This is a genomic window from Staphylococcus sp. HMSC072H03 (assembly GCF_001809305.1).
Classification (GTDB): Bacteria; Bacillota; Bacilli; order Staphylococcales; family Staphylococcaceae; genus Staphylococcus; species Staphylococcus hominis.
In genome coordinates this window covers 463,165-482,035 of record NZ_KV796881.1, presented here as the reverse complement: position 1 = coordinate 482,035, position 18,871 = coordinate 463,165, and the positions used below count along the sequence as shown (strand labels likewise).

The 18,871-nt window shown below is 30.6% G+C and carries 20 protein-coding genes; 19 read left to right on the top strand and 1 reads right to left on the bottom strand.

Features of this window, described 5'->3' with window-relative positions; all coding sequences use genetic code 11:
• The first annotated feature begins 1 nt into the window (after position 1).
• The 12 genes from HMPREF2578_RS05225 (at position 2) to recO (ending at position 9,113) form a co-directional block, all read left to right on the top strand.
• Complete coding sequence (locus HMPREF2578_RS05225; RefSeq protein ID WP_017176211.1) at positions 2-754, top strand: 16S rRNA (uracil(1498)-N(3))-methyltransferase; 753 nt, start codon at positions 2-4, stop codon at positions 752-754.
• Positions 755-759: 5 nt separating this feature from the next.
• Positions 760-2,106: a tRNA (N(6)-L-threonylcarbamoyladenosine(37)-C(2))-methylthiotransferase MtaB gene (gene mtaB / locus HMPREF2578_RS05220; RefSeq protein ID WP_017176212.1), complete on the top strand. Its 1,347-nt coding sequence runs from the start codon at positions 760-762 to the stop codon at positions 2,104-2,106.
• Between the two features lie 132 nt (positions 2,107-2,238).
• Positions 2,239-2,415, top strand: coding sequence for a 30S ribosomal protein S21 (rpsU, locus tag HMPREF2578_RS05215; protein ID WP_002449867.1), 177 nt, complete (start codon positions 2,239-2,241; stop codon positions 2,413-2,415).
• A gap of 151 nt (positions 2,416-2,566) precedes the next feature.
• Positions 2,567-3,274, top strand: a complete 708-nt coding sequence (locus tag HMPREF2578_RS05210; protein ID WP_017176213.1) for an NfeD family protein — start codon at positions 2,567-2,569, stop codon at positions 3,272-3,274.
• A 14-nt stretch (positions 3,275-3,288) separates the two neighbouring features.
• Entirely contained in the window at positions 3,289-4,275 is a 987-nt protein-coding gene (floA, locus tag HMPREF2578_RS05205) for a flotillin-like protein FloA (protein WP_017176214.1), read from the top strand.
• Between the two features lie 16 nt (positions 4,276-4,291).
• Complete coding sequence (locus tag HMPREF2578_RS05200; protein WP_017176215.1) at positions 4,292-4,987, top strand: hypothetical protein; 696 nt, start codon at positions 4,292-4,294, stop codon at positions 4,985-4,987.
• Positions 4,988-5,259: 272 nt separating this feature from the next.
• Entirely contained in the window at positions 5,260-6,207 is a 948-nt protein-coding gene (locus HMPREF2578_RS05195; RefSeq protein WP_002449734.1) for a PhoH family protein, read from the top strand.
• Entirely contained in the window at positions 6,208-6,669 is a 462-nt protein-coding gene (gene ybeY / locus HMPREF2578_RS05190) for an rRNA maturation RNase YbeY (RefSeq protein ID WP_017176216.1), read from the top strand.
• On the top strand, positions 6,665-7,012 hold the full coding sequence (locus HMPREF2578_RS05185) for a diacylglycerol kinase family protein (protein WP_029376821.1): 348 nt from the start codon (positions 6,665-6,667) through the stop codon (positions 7,010-7,012). The genes ybeY and HMPREF2578_RS05185 overlap by 5 nt, the downstream gene beginning before the upstream one ends.
• A gap of 13 nt (positions 7,013-7,025) precedes the next feature.
• Positions 7,026-7,430 (top strand): cytidine deaminase, encoded by a 405-nt coding sequence (gene cdd / locus HMPREF2578_RS05180; RefSeq protein ID WP_002455278.1) that lies wholly within the window; start codon positions 7,026-7,028, stop codon positions 7,428-7,430.
• Complete coding sequence (era, locus tag HMPREF2578_RS05175; RefSeq protein ID WP_002449851.1) at positions 7,431-8,330, top strand: GTPase Era; 900 nt, start codon at positions 7,431-7,433, stop codon at positions 8,328-8,330.
• 33 nt (positions 8,331-8,363) lie between these two features.
• On the top strand, positions 8,364-9,113 hold the full coding sequence (gene recO / locus HMPREF2578_RS05170; protein ID WP_017176218.1) for a DNA repair protein RecO: 750 nt from the start codon (positions 8,364-8,366) through the stop codon (positions 9,111-9,113).
• A 72-nt stretch (positions 9,114-9,185) separates the two neighbouring features.
• Here recO and HMPREF2578_RS05165 read toward each other — a convergent pair whose 3' ends face one another.
• Positions 9,186-10,577: a glycine--tRNA ligase gene (locus HMPREF2578_RS05165; protein ID WP_017176219.1), complete on the bottom strand. Its 1,392-nt coding sequence runs from the start codon at positions 10,575-10,577 to the stop codon at positions 9,186-9,188.
• 330 nt (positions 10,578-10,907) lie between these two features.
• On the opposite strand from HMPREF2578_RS05165, the gene HMPREF2578_RS05160 reads away from it, so the two are divergent.
• The 7 genes from HMPREF2578_RS05160 (at position 10,908) to HMPREF2578_RS05130 (ending at position 18,862) form a co-directional block, all read left to right on the top strand.
• On the top strand, positions 10,908-11,531 hold the full coding sequence (locus tag HMPREF2578_RS05160) for a transcriptional regulator CcpN (RefSeq protein ID WP_072291429.1): 624 nt from the start codon (positions 10,908-10,910) through the stop codon (positions 11,529-11,531).
• Positions 11,532-11,541: 10 nt separating this feature from the next.
• On the top strand, positions 11,542-12,354 hold the full coding sequence (locus tag HMPREF2578_RS05155) for a pyruvate, water dikinase regulatory protein (RefSeq protein WP_017176221.1): 813 nt from the start codon (positions 11,542-11,544) through the stop codon (positions 12,352-12,354).
• Positions 12,355-12,417: 63 nt separating this feature from the next.
• Entirely contained in the window at positions 12,418-14,226 is a 1,809-nt protein-coding gene (gene dnaG, locus HMPREF2578_RS05150; protein ID WP_017176222.1) for a DNA primase, read from the top strand.
• 272 nt (positions 14,227-14,498) lie between these two features.
• Positions 14,499-15,605, top strand: a complete 1,107-nt coding sequence (rpoD, locus tag HMPREF2578_RS05145; protein WP_002449793.1) for an RNA polymerase sigma factor RpoD — start codon at positions 14,499-14,501, stop codon at positions 15,603-15,605.
• A 103-nt stretch (positions 15,606-15,708) separates the two neighbouring features.
• Complete coding sequence (locus tag HMPREF2578_RS05140; protein ID WP_017176223.1) at positions 15,709-16,398, top strand: tRNA (adenine(22)-N(1))-methyltransferase; 690 nt, start codon at positions 15,709-15,711, stop codon at positions 16,396-16,398.
• Positions 16,388-17,491, top strand: a complete 1,104-nt coding sequence (locus HMPREF2578_RS05135) for a Nif3-like dinuclear metal center hexameric protein (protein WP_017176224.1) — start codon at positions 16,388-16,390, stop codon at positions 17,489-17,491. The genes HMPREF2578_RS05140 and HMPREF2578_RS05135 overlap by 11 nt, the downstream gene beginning before the upstream one ends.
• 24 nt (positions 17,492-17,515) lie before the next feature.
• A complete protein-coding gene (locus HMPREF2578_RS05130; protein WP_017176225.1) occupies positions 17,516-18,862 on the top strand; it encodes a DEAD/DEAH box helicase in 1,347 nt (448 codons plus the stop codon).
• Positions 18,863-18,871 lie beyond the last annotated feature (9 nt).

Below are 18,871 nucleotides of genomic sequence, written 5' to 3'. Positions count from 1 at the left end.
TTTGCAACGATACTTTATCAATCAAAACGCTGATTCTCATCAGCGTTTTTTTATTACCAATGAAGAAGATATACATCATATCAAAAATGTAATGAGAAATACGATTGGTAACAAAATTATAATTAATTTTAATGATAAAAAAGTATTTATTACTGAAATTACACATATAAGTTCTAATCAAATTGAAGTTTTACCAATAAACCAATTAGATATTGACACTGAATTACCAGTTGATGTAACGATTTGTAGTGGTTTAATAAAAGCTGATAAATATGAATGGTTGCTTCAAAAAAGTACAGAATTGGGTGCCAATCATTTTATTTCAGTGGGTATGGATCGATCTGTAGTTAAATTACAAGAGAACAAGGTACAAAAGAAAATAGATAGATGGCAAAAGATTGTAAAAGAAGCTGCTGAACAAAGTTATAGACTTGTTATTCCAGATGTTAAATTTCAGTCGAATTTAAAAGTAATTTATGATACCATAAATAATTATGACTATGTGTTAATAGCATATGAAGACGAAGCCAAGCATGGTGAAAAAAGTCGATTTAAAAATATTTTAAACAACTTTCAAACGAATGATCGTGTGTTAATCATATTTGGACCTGAAGGTGGTTTTTCCGATAAGGAAATTGATCTCTTTAGGGAGGTAAGCTTAAACATTGGTTTAGGCCCTAGAATATTAAGAGCAGAAACTGCGCCACTATATGCACTTAGTGCTATAAGTTTTGAGAAAGAATTGATGGGGTGAATTAAATGGCAACAGTAGCGTTTCATACTTTAGGTTGTAAAGTAAACCATTATGAAACTGAAGCAATATGGCAATTATTTAAAGATGCTAATTATGAAAGAGTAGATTTTGAAACTAATGCAGATGTATATGTCATTAATACTTGCACCGTGACTAATACAGGTGATAAAAAAAGTAGACAAGTCATTAGAAGAGCAATACGTCGTAATCCTGATGCAGTAGTATGTGTTACAGGTTGTTATGCACAAACATCTTCTGCTGAAATTATGGAGATTCCAGGCGTAGATGTCGTTGTTGGTACTCAAGACAGACATAAATTACTTAGTTATATTGATCAATTTAGAGAAGAACGTCAACCAATTAATGGTGTTGGAAATATTATGAAAAATCGTACATATGAAGAATTAGATGTACCTTATTTTACGGATAGAACTCGTGCATCTCTAAAAATCCAAGAAGGTTGTAATAACTTTTGTACGTTTTGTATTATTCCATGGGCACGTGGTTTAATGCGCTCTAGAGATCCTGAAAAAGTAGTTGAACAAGCAACACAGTTAGTTCAATCTGGATATAAAGAAATTGTATTAACTGGTATTCATACCGGTGGATACGGTCAAGATTTAAAAAATTATAATTTAGCTCAATTACTCAGAGATCTTGAGGAAATTGATGGTTTAGAAAGAATTAGAATTTCTTCAATTGAAGCCAGTCAACTTACTGATGAAGTCATTGATGTTCTAAAAAATTCTAATAAAGTGGTTAGACATTTACATGTACCATTACAATCAGGTTCAGATACAGTATTAAAACGTATGCGCCGTAAATATACTATGGAACATTTTTCTGAAAGACTAACAAAGTTACATGATGCATTACCTGATTTAGCGGTTACAAGTGATGTTATAGTAGGTTTCCCAGGAGAAACTGCAGAAGAATTCCAAGAAACATATGATTTTATAGTTAAACATAAATTCTCAGAGTTACATGTTTTCCCGTATTCACAACGTATTGGTACACCTGCTGCACGTATGGATGATCAAATTGATGAGTCAATTAAAAATGAACGTGTACATAAACTTATTGCTTTAAGTGACCAACTTGCTAAAGAATACGCATCAAAATTTGAAAATGAAGTTTTAGAAGTGATTCCAGAAGAAGTAGGAGAAACAAAAGATACATTAGTAGGTTACGCAGATAATTATATGAAAGTTGAATTTGAGGGTAGTGAGGATTTAATCGGTGAGATTGTTAAAGTTAAAATTAATAAAGCTGATTATCCAATTAACATTGGTAGTGCAGTTAGAATCGTTAATCATGCTACTAATAAAACTGAAGAAGGCGTATTATTATAAATTTTTGAAATTATAAAGATTTATAATTGACCATAATTATTTCATATATTATACTAAATAAAGCATAGTTAATTATTTCTATGCAATTATTGACTTTAAGTTTCGTTGATATTTGGAGGGAGGGAAATACAGATGTCTAAAACAGTAGTACGTAAAAACGAATCACTAGAAGATGCATTACGTAGATTTAAACGTTCAGTATCTAAAAGTGGTACTATCCAAGAAGTACGTAAACGTGAATTTTACGAAAAACCAAGTGTAAGACGTAAGAAAAAATCAGAAGCTGCACGTAAACGTAAATTCAAATAATTAATAGCTCTGTTGACTCCCTCAACATGAATGTTAATTATATATATATTCTCTCAATTAGTTAAACTAATTGAGAGTTTTTTTATACAATTGTAATACTATAATATAGTATTTATTTCATGTATAATTTAATTGAGAGCGAGGTGAGATAATGATAAGTATAAATTTGATACATATCGAGAATACTTTTGCTTCATTGAATCATTCATGGTTGGGTGATATGTCAAATATCATTGTTAATCCTATTGTTTTATTAATTCTTACATGTATTATCTTTTTAGGTTTTTTATATCAACTTTATTCTAAAAGGATAAATATTTTAGGTATTTTAGCTTCTCTAGCGTTACTTATTCTATTTCTAGGGTTTTTAATTAATGGCGATGTCAATTTGATTTCAATTTTATTGTTTTTCATAGGTATCATCTTAGTAATAATAGAACTATTCATTGTTGGAGCAGTAATTGGAATTATAGGAATAGTGCTTATTATTGTTAGTATGATTATGTTAGGAGATAATATTTTAGTTATGCTCTTTAATGTTATTGTCGCTTTAATACTTTCTATTATAGAATGGGTGATTTTGGTGAAAGTGTTTAATCGTAAAATACCATTTTTTGATAAAGTGATATTGAATGATTCAACGAGTACAGAAGCTGGTTATAGATCTCATGATGATCGTTCTTACTTAGTGGGAAAAACTGCGTATACTACTACTGATTTAAGACCTGCTGGAATCATAACTTTAGATGACAAAAGAATTGATGCTGTTTCTGACGGTACATTTATCTTGAGAAATAAAAAAGTAAAAATTTTAGAGGTAGAAGGTAGTAGAGTAGTTGTAAGAGAAATAAAAATATAAAAGGAGTAAAGTCAATGTTAAATATTGGAATTATAATTATTGCGATTATTATAATAGTTGCTTTATTATTATTATTTTCATTTGTACCAGTCGGATTATGGATTTCCGCTATTGCTGCAGGTGTAAAAGTTAGTATTGCTACACTTGTAGGAATGCGACTTCGTAGAGTATCTCCTCGTAAAGTGATAGGTCCTCTTATTAAAGCTCATAAAGCAGGACTAAATTTAACAACAAATCAATTGGAATCTCATTATCTAGCTGGTGGTAATGTAGATAGAGTAGTGGATGCCAACATAGCAGCTCAACGTGCAGATATCAATTTACCTTTTGAAAGAGGTGCCGCAATAGACTTAGCAGGACGCGATGTCTTAGAAGCTGTTCAAATGTCTGTTAATCCCAAAGTAATCGAAACTCCCTTTATTGCCGGTGTTGCGATGAACGGTATCGAAGTTAAAGCTAAAGCTAGAATTACAGTAAGAGCTAATATTTCTAGACTTGTAGGTGGTTCTGGAGAAGAAACAATTATTGCACGAGTTGGTGAAGGTATTGTTTCCACAATTGGTTCTAGTGAACATCATACACAAGTACTAGAAAATCCTGATAATATTTCTAAAACAGTATTAAGTAAAGGATTGGATTCAGGAACAGCATTCGAAATTTTATCAATTGATATTGCAGATGTAGATATCGGTAAAAATATCGGCGCTGATTTACAAACGGAACAAGCACTCGCAGATAAAAATATTGCTCAAGCTAAAGCTGAGGAACGACGTGCTATGGCTGTTGCCTCTGAACAAGAAATGAAAGCACGTGTTCAAGAAATGCGTGCTAAGGTAGTAGAAGCTGAATCAGAAGTACCACTAGCGATGGCTGAAGCTTTACGTAAAGGTAATATTGGAGTAAAAGATTACTATAATTTAAAAAATGTAGAAGCAGATACAGGTATGAGAAACGCTATTAATAAACGTACCGAACAAAATGACGATGAATCACCAAATTAAATAGAGGGGTGATTAAATGAATATTGGAATTCTTATATTCGTTATTTCTGTGATTGTTACTGGTATTAGTGCAATGAGAGATAAAAGTCATGAACAACGAAAAAATCAAACGCCTCCACACAAAAATACACAAAGACCTACGCAAAACACACCAAGAAAAAAAGGTATTTTTGAACAGATAGAAGAAGCTTTTAATGAGATGGCATCAGAATTTGATGAAGAAGAACAAAATAAAAAAACATCATCACCAAAACCATCTTCTAAAAAAGAAACGGTTCACAGTGATAAAAATCTTAAAAAAGAAGTTAAGACTGAACATCCTCGTGGAGAATTAAAACGGTTTGAAACTAAACAATCTCATACCGAAAAAATGCCTTCTAAAGATAGTGATTCAACTTCACGAGAGAGATCTCAAAGTGAAAAAGATATTAAAAAACAGTTAGAAGACTCGCTATCAAAAGAATTATTTAATGTGAGATCTGAAATTGACAAAGAAAAAGAAAAACAACTTTCTTTAATTGAAAAGAAAGCTAAAGAAATTATTAATGATAAGTACTTATCTGAAAAAACGAAACGTTATAAACTGAATCAATTACTCAATAGTAAATCTATTGAAAAAAATATGACACATCAAACGTTTCAATTTGACAATGACCCGATAGTTGATGGGATTATTTGGCAAGAAATACTAAATAAACCTAAAAAATTATAAGGGTTATAAATAAAAGAATAAGACAACATTTATTGTTTCATTCTGACCTTTACAAGAGACTTTCTACGTGGAAGTCTCTTTATTTATGCTCCTAATATGTTAAGATGCGCCTAAAACACATATTGTTCTTGGTACTTTTTATTATGTTATATTATCTTAGGTTAATTATTCATTCAAAACATTTAAATTTGTATACTTTATCATTGTTTAGTAAAATTTATATGAAAGATTAATTATTAATGAATATGTTTTATGTGAAAAGGAGCGCTTTTATGCCAGGAATAATTCAAATAGATAACATCAACCATTCTCAAGCTTTAATTGGTAATAATGATGAACATTTAAAATCGATTGAAGAAGCATTTGATGTTATCATACATGCTCGTGGGCAAGAAATTGCAGTAAAAGGTCAAGTATTAGAGCATGTTGAAAAAGCAGAATTAGTTCTTAAAAATTTATTAAAGGTAATTGAGTTAGGACATTCAATTACATTAAAAGATGTTGAGGCTGCCATAAAGATGGCTAAAAATGACACTATTCAATATCTATTGGATTTATATGATGAAGAGATTACTAAAGATGCCTTTGGTAAAACAATTCGTGCAAAAACAATGGGGCAACGTCTTTATATTAATGCTATGAAACGTAATGATTTAGTGTTTGGTATAGGTCCTGCTGGAACAGGTAAAACTTTCCTTGCAGTTGTTTATGCTGCAAAACAATTAAGAAAAGGAACAGTAAAAAGAATTGTTTTAACAAGACCAGCTGTAGAAGCTGGTGAATCATTAGGTTTCTTACCAGGAGACTTAAAAGAAAAAGTTGATCCATATTTAAGACCTCTTTATGATGGTTTAAATACTGTCCTAGGTAGAGAACAAACAGCACGTTTTATTGAACGAGGTACAATTGAAATTGCTCCCTTAGCGTATATGAGGGGTAGAACTCTAGATGATGCATTTGTCATTTTAGATGAAGCTCAAAATACAACACATGCACAAATGAAAATGTTTTTAACTCGTCTAGGATTTGGTTCAAAAATGGTTGTAACTGGAGACCAAACTCAAATTGACTTACCAAAAGGTGTTAAAAGTGGATTAAAAGAAGCTATTAAGAACCTTCGTGGTGTTAAAGGAATAAATATAATGGAACTAGATCAAAGTGATGTAGTACGACACCCATTAGTAAGTAAAATTATCGAACGTTATGAAGGAGACAATTAAATGTTTACGATTGATTTCAATGATCATACAAACTTAGTTAAAGATGAATGGTATCATCAAATCGAAGACTTAATTAACTTTGCTAAAGAAAAAGAAAACATTCATGAAGATGCTGAATTGTCAGTTACTTTTGTAGATAAAGATGAAATTCAAGAAATAAATAAAAATTATCGAGATAAAGATAGAGTGACTGATGTTATTTCTTTTGCACTTGAAGAAGATGAACCAGATATTATTGGTTTAGATATTCCTAGAGTGTTAGGAGATATTATTATTTGTACTGATGTAGCTAAGGAACAAGCTGAATCTTATAATCATTCATTTGAAAGAGAACTTGGTTTTTTAGCTTTACATGGTTTTTTACACTTATTAGGATATGATCATATGAATGAAGAAGATGAAAAAGAAATGTTTGGACGCCAAAAAGAAATTTTAAACGCATATGGATTGACTAGAGATTAAATTTTTAAAACGATTTAAATACACTTTTGATGGTTTAAAAACACTTCTTCAAAAAGATCACAATTATCTAATACACTTAATATTCGCATTCATAGCTATCATTTTAGGAATTATCGTAAGACTTTCAACTGTAGAATGGTTGTTTATTTTGTTAAGCATCACTTTGGTACTTACGCTTGAGGCTGTGAATACAGCTATAGAATGCGTCGTAGATTTAGTTACTTCTGACTATCACGAATTAGCTAAACAAGCTAAAGATATTGCCGCCTTTAGTGTTATGGTTGTTTCAATCTTTGCACTAATTATGGGTTTAATGATTTTTATACCTCACATCTTTTTTTAAAGGGGACAATAAAATGAGTTATCAATCACATTATTTTCAAGAAGTTAGAAAAGCTCAACAACGTGCTTATGTACCGTATAGTCATTTTAAAGTAGGTGCATATTTAAAAACAAAAGACGGTCGCCATTTTTATGGAGCAAATGTTGAAAATGCAGCTTATCCAGCAACGATTTGTGCAGAACGATCTAGTTTAGTAGCTGCAATTTCAGAAGGCTATCGACCAGGAGATTTTGAATCAATAACAGTTACCGTTGACGCTGAACATCCGTCATCACCTTGTGGAACATGTCGTCAAGTATTAAAAGAACTCTGTGATGACGACATGCCTGTGTATATGACAAATCATAAAGGTGAGATGATTAAGTCAACTGTAGCAGAACTATTACCTCACGGCTTTTCGGGAAAGGATTTAGAATAAATGACAGAACACAAATCAGGATTTGTATCTATTATAGGGAGACCGAATGTGGGAAAATCCACGTTTATGAATAGAGTCATTGGACATAAAATTGCAATTATGTCAGATAAAGCTCAAACAACAAGAAATAAAATTCAGGGAGTAATGACAAGAGAAGATGCTCAAATCATTTTCTTAGATACACCAGGTATTCATAAACCTAAGCATAAATTAGGAGATTATATGATGCGTGTAGCTAAAAATACACTATCAGAAATTGATGCTATTATGTTTATGGTAAATGTAAATGAAGATATTGGTCGTGGTGACGAATATATAATGGAAATGCTAAAAAATGTTAAAACACCAGTATTTCTAGTGTTAAATAAAATTGATTTAGTTCATCCAGATGCACTTATGCCTAAGATTGAAAAATATAAAACCTATATGGATTTTACTGAAATTGTGCCAATTTCGGCACTTGAAGGATTGAATGTGGATCACTTTATCGATGTACTTAAAGATTATTTACCTGAAGGTCCAAAATATTACCCTGATGATCAAATATCGGATCATCCAGAACAATTTGTAGTAGGCGAAATTATTAGAGAAAAAATCTTACATCTAACAAGTGAAGAAATCCCCCATGCAATAGGGGTAAATGTAGATAGAATGATTAAGGAAAGTGAAGAAAGAGTAAGAATTGAAGCAACTATTTTTGTTGAACGTGATTCTCAAAAAGGAATTGTTATAGGTAAGGGTGGGAAAAAACTTAAAGAAGTCGGTAAAAGAGCTCGACGTGATATTGAAATGCTTCTCGGATCAAAAGTTTACCTCGAATTATGGGTAAAAGTTCAGAAAGATTGGAGAAATAAAGTAAACTTTATTCGTCAAATGGGATATGTTGAAGATCAAGATTAACGTTTAAATTAATAGGAAAGCCGGTGAGATGCATTGTTAGAAAAACAAAAAGGAATTATCATAAAATCAGTAGATTATGGTGAATCCGATAAAATTATTACAATATTAAACGAGCATGGTGCTAAAATTCCTATTATGGTAAGACGTGCTAAGAAATCTAAAACCGGCTTGCAAGCTCATACACAACTCTTTGTGTATGGCTTATTTATTTATAATAAATGGAAAGGTATGGGAACGCTCAGTTCTATTGATGTCATAAACCAATATTATCAATTACGATTAGATATTTTTGATAGTAGTTATGCGACTTTATGCGTCGAAGCAATAGATCGATCATTAGAACCAAATGAAGTTTCTTTATATCATTATAAGTTATTAGAATTTGTACTCAATAAAATTTCAGAAGGTAATTCTGCTCAATTAATGTCGATTATCGTATTATTGAAATGTATGAATAAATTTGGTTTTGGCGCATTTTTCGATTATTGTGCAATTACTGGTGATACTGATCAATCTAAGCTTATTGCTTACAGTTTTAAATATGATGGGACCATCTCAGAAACTGTATTAAATAATGATCCTTATGCCTTAAAGCTATCCAATAAAACATTTTATTTATTGGATATTTTACAAAAGTTGCCAATTGATAAAATGAATCATTTTAATATTAACCAAGCTTTATTAGATGAAATGTCAGAATTAATGATAATGCTGTATAGAGAATATGCTGGCATGTACTTTAAAGGTCAAAAATTAATTAATCAACTTAAGCGATTAGAATAATATAAAATGTTTAAATTAATTAAAAGAACCCACTTATTACTCATAGTAAGTAATAAGTGGGTTCTTGTTATATTAAAACTTAACTTTTTCAGCTAAGAATGTTTCTAATTCTGAGATTGGCATACGAACTTGTTCCATAGAATCTCTATCACGTACTGTAACTTGATTATCTTCTAATGAATCAAAATCAAATGTAATACAGTAAGGAGTACCGATCTCATCTTGACGACGATAACGCTTACCAATTGATTGTGATTCATCAAAATCAACAGAAAACTTAGAACTTAATTGTTCAAAGATTTTAATTGCTTCTTCAGATAATTTTTTACTTAATGGTAAAACAGCAGCTTTATATGGCGCTAAAGCAGGGTGGAAATGCATTACTGTACGAGCATCTTTACTACCTTCAACGCCTTCTTCATCATAAGCATCACATAAGAAAGCTAATGTAACACGATCTGCCCCTAAAGAAGGTTCAATACAATATGGAATATATTTCTCATTTGTTTCTGGATCATGATATCTGAAATCTTCACCAGAATGTTCACTGTGCTTTTTCAAGTCAAAATCAGTACGGCTTGCAATACCCCATAATTCGCCCCAACCAAATGGGAATTTATATTCAATATCTGTAGTCGCATTAGAATAGTGAGATAATTCTTCTTCATCATGATCGCGTAATCTCATATTTTCTTCATTGATGTTTAAATCTTTTAACCATTGACTTGCAAATGTTTTCCAGTAATTTTGCCATTCAATTTCTTCACCAGGTTTACAGAAGAATTCTAATTCCATTTGTTCAAATTCTCTTGTTCTAAAAATAAAGTTACCAGGCGTGATTTCATTACGGAATGATTTACCGATTTGACCAATACCAAATGGTAATTTTTTACGCATTGAACGTTGAACATTTTTATAATTTACGAAAATACCTTGAGCAGTTTCTGGACGTAAAAATAGTTCATTAGTAGAGTCCTCAGTAACACCTTGGAATGTTTTAAACATTAAGTTAAATTGACGAATATCTGTCCAATTAGCAGTCCCACTTACAGGACATACAATGCCTTCATCATCGATAATACGTTTCATTTCCTCAAAACTTAAGCCATCAGCAATGAAATTTTCGTCACCTTTTTCATTTTGCATATAGTCTTCGATTAATTTATCTGCACGATAGCGAATTTTACTATCTTTATTATCAATCATTGGGTCGTTAAAATTACCTAAATGACCAGATGCTTCCCAAGTTTTTGGATTCATTAAAATGGCAGCATCAATCCCAACATTGTATGGTGATTGAGTAATGAATTTTTGCCACCATGCTTTTTTAATATTATTTTTTAATTCAACACCTAATGGACCATAATCCCATGTATTAGATAAACCACCGTAAATATCACTACCTGGGAATACAAATCCTCTATGCTTAGCTAGTGATACAATAGTATCCATATCTTTAACCATATTATCTCTCCTTTTAAAATAAAAACGTCCCAAGACAATAAATAAATATAAAATAATACTTATTATTATCTTGGGACGAGTTAATAATTCATCTATATAAATATATAGTGTTAACAAAATAACCCGCGGTTCCACCCAAATTAGTGTAGACACTCGCTTTTATGTAATGATATTGATAAGCCAATTTTTGAAATGTTAAGCTTCCACCGACCTTAACTCGCTTAATCATATTTTAATTCATAGAAAATTGAATAGCAAGGATTTATATGTATTTGTAGGTATATATATAAATAGGTATAATAAAAATGAAATTAAAAGGGGTGAAGACCTATAGAATTAAGTAAAAGACAAGAACAAATAATTGAAATAGTTAAAGATGGTGGCCCGATAACAGGTGAACATATAGCAGATAAACTTAATTTAACTCGTGCTACTTTACGTCCTGATTTAGCTATTTTAACTATGTCTGGTTTTATTGAAGCTAGACCACGTGTGGGTTATTATTATTCAGGTAAATCTAAGAATAAATTAGTCAGTGATCATTTACGTCAATATATAATAAAAGATCATATGTCTCTACCTGTTATCGTTAAAGAAGATATGACAATTTATGATGCTATATGTACTATATTTTTAGAAGATACAGGAACATTATTTATTACTAATCAAAAAGATGAATTGATTGGTGTGAGCTCGCGAAAAGATTTGTTACGTGCCTCTATGATTGGGCAAGATATTCATACTATGCCTATAAGTGTCATCATGTCACGTATGCCTAATATTGTTTATTTAGAAGAAGAAGACCTCGTCATCTATGCAGCAAGTCAAATGATAGATAAGGAAATTGATTCAATTCCCGTTGTTAGAAAAAAAGAAAATAGTAAATATAAAGTTGTAGGTAGAATATCTAAAACAACAATAACAAAATTATTTGTTTCATTATTTAAAGAATAGGTGATAAACAATGGAAAATATAAAGATAATCATTGCATCTGATTCAATAGGAGATACAGCTGAGTTGGTTGCTAGTGCTTGCGTCGCTCAATTTAATCCTAAAGCTTGTAAACATGGTTTTTTGAGATATCCTTATATAGAAACCTTTAAGGATATAGATGAAGTTATACAGGTCGCTATAGATAAAAATGCAATTATTGTATATACGTTAGTAGAACCAAAAATCAAAGCATATATGAAGAAAAAAGTAGACGCTTTCTCCTTAAAAGCTGTTGATATAATGGGTCCTCTAATGACACTACTTAATCAAACGCACGATGAGGAGCCGTATAATCAGCCAGGCAGAGTTCATAAATTAGACGATGCCTATTTCAAAAAAATAGATGCAATTGAATTTGCGGTAAAATATGATGATGGCAAAGATGCGAAAGGATTACCTAAGGCAGATATTGTTTTAATTGGCATTTCAAGAACTTCTAAGACACCTCTATCTCAGTATTTAGCGCATAAAAGCTATAAAGTAATGAACATTCCTCTAGTTCCAGAGGTAACGCCACCAGACGAATTGTTTAAAATTAATCCAAATAAATGTATAGCATTAAAGATTAGTGAAGATAAACTTAATTTAATAAGAAAACAACGACTTAAACAATTAGGATTAGGTGAGCATGCTAGATATGCTACTGAAGATAGAATTAAAGAAGAAATTCAATATTTTGAAAAAATTGTCGAAAAAATAGGATGTCCTGTTATTGATGTATCTGATAAGGCTATTGAAGAAACAGCAAATGATGTTATACAAATCATTGAAAGTAAAGCATAAATATTTAAAAACCTTCTATAAAAGTGTATAATACTATGACTACTATTTAATAGGTGATATATATTGCGTATAGAACAGTCTGTAATCAACGAAATAAAGGAAAAAACAGATATTTTAGATTTAGTAAGTGAATATGTGAAATTAGAAAAAAGAGGACGCAATTACATTGGTTTGTGTCCTTTTCATGATGAAAAAACACCTTCGTTTACAGTTTCTGAAGATAAACAAATATGCCATTGCTTTGGTTGTAAAAAAGGTGGAAATGTTTTTCAATTTATTCAAGACATTAAGGACATTTCATTCGTAGAAGCAGTACAAGAACTTGGAGAACGCGTTAATATAAAAGTAGATATTGGTCATTCTAATCCATCTACAACGCAGATAGCATCTGAAGACTTAAAAATGATTGAAATGCATGAATTAATTAATGAATATTATATGTATGCATTAATGAAATCCGTAGAAGGTGAAGAAGCTTTAAATTATCTTGTAAATCGTGGTTTCACTGAAGAATTAATAAAATCTCGTGGAATTGGGTATGCCCCTAATAACGCTCACTTTTGTCATGACTTTTTACAACAAAAAGGATATGACATAGAACTAGCTTATGAAGCTGGTTTGTTATCACGTAACGAAGAAAATTTTAGTTACTATGATCGTTTTAGAGATCGCATTATGTTTCCTTTAAAAAACGCTCAAGGAAGAATTGTCGGTTTTTCTGGTAGAACTTATAACAATCAAGAGCCTAAGTATTTAAATAGTCCTGAGACACCGATTTTTCAAAAGAGACGATTACTTTATAATCTTGATAGCGCAAGAAAGTCAATTAGAAAAAATGATGAAGTAATGTTGTTAGAAGGATTCATGGATGTAATTAAAGCTGATTACGCTGGATTAAAAACAGTAGTAGCAAGTATGGGTACAGCATTATCAGAAGATCACATTACAGTGTTAAAAAAATTAACCTCTAATATAACTTTAATGTTTGATGGAGACTTTGCTGGTCAAGAGGCCATTTTAAAAACTGGAGAACATTTACTTAAACATGGATTGAATGTATTTGTAGTACAATTACCAAAAAACATGGATCCCGATGAATATATAGTTAAATTCGGTAAAGAAAAATTTATAGAATTTATAAATAATGAGAAGAAATCGTTTATTATTTACAAAGTTCAATTCTATCGAGATGAAATTGAAAATAATGATCTAGCTTATGAGCGTCACTTTAAAGAGATTACTGAAGATCTTTCATTTGTCAGATCTTCAATATTAAAAAATAAAATTGTGAATGACGTAGCTGACATTTTCAATATTGATGCCAATACTATTATGTCCAATGTACATCAACAACCTGAATTTATCTCATATGAAGAAGACTATATTGGAAATACCAATGATAACTCGAATTTAAATTCTCAAAATTTAAATATTGTTTTTACACATTTAAACAAAAGTGAAAAAGCACAAAGAGCTTTATTAAAACACTTTATGATGGATAAAGATGTATTTCTAAATTATAATCGACAACTTGAAGCAAATGATTTTACGAATAAATATTTCCAAAGTATTTTTAAAGTGCTAACCGATTATTATTCTGAAAATGATTACTATTCGATTAGTGATTTAATATTATACATTGAAGATAAAGATATTAGAGAAGCAATCATACAGCTTGATGATTATGAATTAAATCGAGAACCTTATGATTTAGAAATTGAAGAATATATCTCAACTTTAAATGAAAACAAATATGAAGATTCTATTGAAGAACTTAATCATAAATTAAAAGAAGCACTTAGAATTGGTGACGTAGAATCTCAAAAGTATTATTTACAAATGATAGTTAATAAAAACAAGCAACGCATGTAGATGAACATTTAAATTAAAGGAATATAAACAAATATTAAACTTTTAATATAGTATTTATATTTAATAACCATTACTGTATAATGGTTATTATGCTTTTTTAAAGGGTAGAGAAATAATAAGTTAAATATTTATGAAATAAGGATATCATTTTATTACCTATAGAATGATAATATTTCATGTTTATTATAAAATATACTTTTCTTATTATAATAATTTATTATATAATTAAATATCTTAATTGAAAGTTGAAAATACGATTGGGAGGCCTTTTCATGTCTGATAACCAAGTTAAAATCAAAAAACAAACAATTGATCCGACTTTAACATTAGAAGATGTTAAAAAACAATTAATTGAAAAAGGTAAAAAGGAAGGTCATCTAAGTCATGAAGAAATTGCTGAAAAGCTGCAAAATTTTGACATGGATTCCGACCAAATGGATGATTTCTTTGACCAACTAAATGATAACGATATTAGTTTAGTAAATGAAAAAGATAGTTCAGATACAGATGAAAAATTAAATCCAAATGACTTAAGTGCGCCTCCAGGTGTTAAAATTAATGATCCTGTAAGAATGTACTTAAAAGAAATTGGACGTGTAAATCTTCTTAGCGCACAAGAAGAAATTGAATTAGCTAAACGTATTGAACAAGGTGATGAAGTAGCAAAATCTCGCCTTGCAGAAGCCAACTTGCGATTAGTTGTAAGTATTGCGAAACGATATGTTGGTCGTGGTATGCTTTTCTTAGACTTAATCCAAGAGGGAAATATGGGGCTTATCAAAGCAGTAGAAAAGTTCGATTTTAGTAAAGGATTTAAATTTTCTACTTATGCTACATGGTGGATTAGACAAGCCATTACACGTGCTATTGCTGACCAAGCTCGCACCATCCGTATTCCTGTGCATATGGTTGAAACAATTAATAAGCTTATTCGCGTACAAAGACAATTATTACAAGATTTAGGTCGTGATCCTGCTCCTGAAGAAATTGGTGAAGAAATGGATTTACCACCTGAAAAAGTTCGCGAAATACTTAAAATAGCTCAAGAGCCAGTATCCCTAGAAACGCCAATAGGTGAAGAAGATGACAGTCACTTAGGAGACTTTATTGAAGATCAAGAAGCACAAAGTCCTTCTGACCATGCTGCTTATGAGTTATTGAAAGAACAATTAGAAGACGTTTTAGATACACTTACTGATAGAGAAGAAAATGTTTTACGTTTAAGATTTGGCCTTGATGACGGACGAACTAGAACATTAGAAGAAGTAGGTAAAGTGTTCGGTGTTACAAGAGAACGTATTCGTCAAATCGAAGCTAAAGCGCTTAGAAAATTAAGACATCCAAGTCGTAGCAAGCGTCTTAAAGATTTTATGGACTAAGATTAATGCTAAATCTGAGTTAACGATAGATGTTATGTATAAAGAAATTTGAGGCTAAGACAATACTATGTCCTAGCCTCTTTTTATAATAAAGGAGATAACAATGATATCATTAAATCATAGATTAAAAGTTGTAAGCCAATACTTATTACCTAATTCATTAGCTGATATCGGTTCTGATCACGCTTATTTACCTATTTATGCATTACAACATCATCTATGCGATGATGCTATTGCTGGTGAAGTAATAAAAGGACCTTATACAGCTGCTAAAACGAATGTAGCACAGCATCAACTTACTCAACATATCGATGTTCGATTAGGTGATGGTCTTAGTATTCTAACTGAGAAAGATAAAGTAGATAATGTCACAATTTGTGGAATGGGTGGACCTTTGATAGCGAAAATATTAGATGAGGGTAAAAATAAACTTGCACATCATCCACGTCTAATTTTGCAAAGTAATATTCAAACTGAAACCTTACGCAAGACACTTCAACATCTTAATTATGATATTATTGCTGAAGAAATTTTAGAAGAAAAAGGGCATATCTATGAAATTGTAGTTAGTGAATGGAAAGAAAATCTTAATCTTCTTAATAAGAAATCACTTAAATTTGGTCCTATTCTTTTAAATCATAAAAACGATATTTTTATAAAAAAATGGGAAAGAGAGTTAGCAGCTTTAGAGTATATTCGTAATCAATTGAATCCAATACAACATCATGAGAGACTAGAAGAGATTGAAGAAGAGATATCAATGATAAGAGAGGTGCTCTATAATGAAAATTAAAGAACTAATGTCAATTATTGACCAACATGTTCCCCTTAAAACTGCTGAAAGCTGGGATAATGTGGGTTTATTAATTGGAGATGACACTAAAGAAATAACAGGTATTTTGACAGCATTAGATTGCACAATGGAAGTAATAGAAGAGGCAATTAGCAAAGGATACAATACAATTATTGCGCATCACCCTTTAATTTTTAAAGGTGTTAAATCATTAGTTAATGATGGATACGGTAAATTGATACACATGCTTATTCAAAATGATATTCAACTTATTGCTTTACACACCAATTTAGATAATCACATTGATGGTGTCAATGAGATGCTAGCAAAAAAATTAAATTTAACTAATATTAGATTTTTAAATGAAGAAGAATCTTTTTATTATAAAGTACAAACTTACATTCCGGAAGAAAATCTAGAATCATTTAAATATCATATAAATAATATTGGTCTAGCAAAAGAAGGGAATTATGAATATTGTTTCTTTGAGTCCAAAGGTAAAGGTCAATTCAAACCAGTTGGAGACGCTCGCCCTCATATTGGAGAACTAAATCGAATTGAACATGTAAATGAAGTGAAGGTAGAATTTATGATTCGTAAAGATCAATTAAGTATTGCTAAAAATGCAATTATTAATTACCATCCTTATGAAACACCTGTATACGATTTTATTAAGATGACGACATCTGCTAATTATGGTCTTGGAAAAATAGGTGAACTAAATGAACCATTAAATTTAGAAGATTTTGCTAAATATGCTAAAGCACATTTAAATATTCCTAGCGTTCGTTATACAGGTCCTTCAGAAGCGTTAATTAAAACAGTTGCTATTATCGGAGGTGCTGGTATCGGTTTTGAAACTAGTGCTTTTAAAAAGGGAGCAGATGTTTTCGTTACTGGAGACATAAAACATCATGATGCACTTGATGCTAAAACTAATGGCATTCATTTATTAGATATCAATCATTATAGTGAGTACGTTATGAAAGAAGGACTTAAAGACTTACTAGGACGATGGTTATTTAGTAATGATAGTAAGCAGTTTAATATAGAAGCTTCAGAAATAAATACAGATCCATTTAATTATATTTAAAACAATACAAAGGAGGCCAGATGAATGGCTAATCATCCATTTGAAATATTTAATTTAAATCCAAATCTTATTGATGCAGTTAAAGATTTAAATTTTAATAAACCTACTGAAATTCAAAATAGAATTATTCCACGTATAAAAAAAGGGACTAATTTAATTGGTCAATCACAAACCGGTACTGGCAAATCACACGCCTTTTTATTACCTTTAATAGATTTAATTAATACTGACATTAAAGAACCTCAAAGTATTGTTGTTGCACCAACTCGTGAATTAGCACAACAATTATATAAAGTGGCTAGTCATCTAGCTAGTTTTCAATCAGATATTAAAGTAAGTTTATTTATTGGTGGTACTGACATAGAGAAAGATAAACAACGAACAAATCAACAACCTCAATTAGTGATTGGTACACCAACACGAATCAATGATTTAGCTCAGAGTGGACATTTGCATATTCATAAGGCATCATATTTAATTATCGATGAAGCAGATTTACTCATTGATTTAGGGTTAATAGAAGATGTGGATTATATTGCTGCTCGTTTAGATGAAAATGCTAATATTGCAGTCTTTAGTGCAACAATTCCAAAATCATTAGAACCGTTTTTAAATAAGTATCTTAGTCACCCTGAATATGTTGTAGTTGATAACAAATCCCAAAATAAAAAAAATATTGAATTTTATTTGATTCCTACTAAAGGAACTGAAAAAGTTGATAAAACTTTACAATTAATTGATATACTAAATCCATATCTATGTATTATTTTTTGTAACAGTAGAGAAAATGCAAATGAACTTGCTCAATCTCTTAATGAGTCTGGCATTAAAGTAGGTATGATTCATGGCGGTTTAACACCTAGAGAACGTAAACAACAAATGAAACGTATTCGGAATTTAGATTTCCAATATGTTATTGCAAGTGATTTAGCTTCAAGAGGAATTGATATTGAAGGCGTTAGTCATGTAGTAAATTTTGATGTTCCTAATGATATTGATTTCTTTACTCATAGAGTGGGTAGAACAGGACGTGGAAATTATAAAGGCGTGGCTATAACGTTATATAGCCCAGATGAAGAACATAATATTTCTCTTATTGAAGATAAAGGCTATCACTTTGATAATGTTGATATTAAAAATGGAGAACTTAAGCCAATCAAAGCGCACAATACACGTCATAAACGTGAACGTAAAGATGATCATTTAACAAATCAAGTAAAACATAAAGTAAGAAGTAAATCTAAAAATAAAGTTAAACCAGGCTATAAAAAGAAATTTAAACAAGAAGTAGAAAGAATGAAACGACAAGAGAGAAAGCAATACAGTAAACAACGTAGTAGACAACAACGAAAAAACAATAAAAAAGGTTAGGTGAAACAA

Coding starts and splice junctions, on each gene's coding strand:
- mtaB (WP_017176212.1), top strand. CDS start 760: ATGGCAACAGTAGCGTTTCATACTTTAGGTTGTAAAGTAAACCATTAT.
- rpsU (WP_002449867.1), top strand. CDS start 2,239: ATGTCTAAAACAGTAGTACGTAAAAACGAATCACTAGAAGATGCATTA.
- HMPREF2578_RS05210 (WP_017176213.1), top strand. CDS start 2,567: ATGATAAGTATAAATTTGATACATATCGAGAATACTTTTGCTTCATTG.
- floA (WP_017176214.1), top strand. CDS start 3,289: ATGTTAAATATTGGAATTATAATTATTGCGATTATTATAATAGTTGCT.
- HMPREF2578_RS05200 (WP_017176215.1), top strand. CDS start 4,292: ATGAATATTGGAATTCTTATATTCGTTATTTCTGTGATTGTTACTGGT.
- HMPREF2578_RS05195 (WP_002449734.1), top strand. CDS start 5,260: ATGCCAGGAATAATTCAAATAGATAACATCAACCATTCTCAAGCTTTA.
- ybeY (WP_017176216.1), top strand. CDS start 6,208: ATGTTTACGATTGATTTCAATGATCATACAAACTTAGTTAAAGATGAA.
- cdd (WP_002455278.1), top strand. CDS start 7,026: ATGAGTTATCAATCACATTATTTTCAAGAAGTTAGAAAAGCTCAACAA.
- era (WP_002449851.1), top strand. CDS start 7,431: ATGACAGAACACAAATCAGGATTTGTATCTATTATAGGGAGACCGAAT.
- HMPREF2578_RS05165 (WP_017176219.1), bottom strand. CDS start 10,577: ATGGTTAAAGATATGGATACTATTGTATCACTAGCTAAGCATAGAGGA.
- HMPREF2578_RS05155 (WP_017176221.1), top strand. CDS start 11,542: ATGGAAAATATAAAGATAATCATTGCATCTGATTCAATAGGAGATACA.
- rpoD (WP_002449793.1), top strand. CDS start 14,499: ATGTCTGATAACCAAGTTAAAATCAAAAAACAAACAATTGATCCGACT.
- HMPREF2578_RS05140 (WP_017176223.1), top strand. CDS start 15,709: ATGATATCATTAAATCATAGATTAAAAGTTGTAAGCCAATACTTATTA.
- HMPREF2578_RS05135 (WP_017176224.1), top strand. CDS start 16,388: ATGAAAATTAAAGAACTAATGTCAATTATTGACCAACATGTTCCCCTT.
- HMPREF2578_RS05130 (WP_017176225.1), top strand. CDS start 17,516: ATGGCTAATCATCCATTTGAAATATTTAATTTAAATCCAAATCTTATT.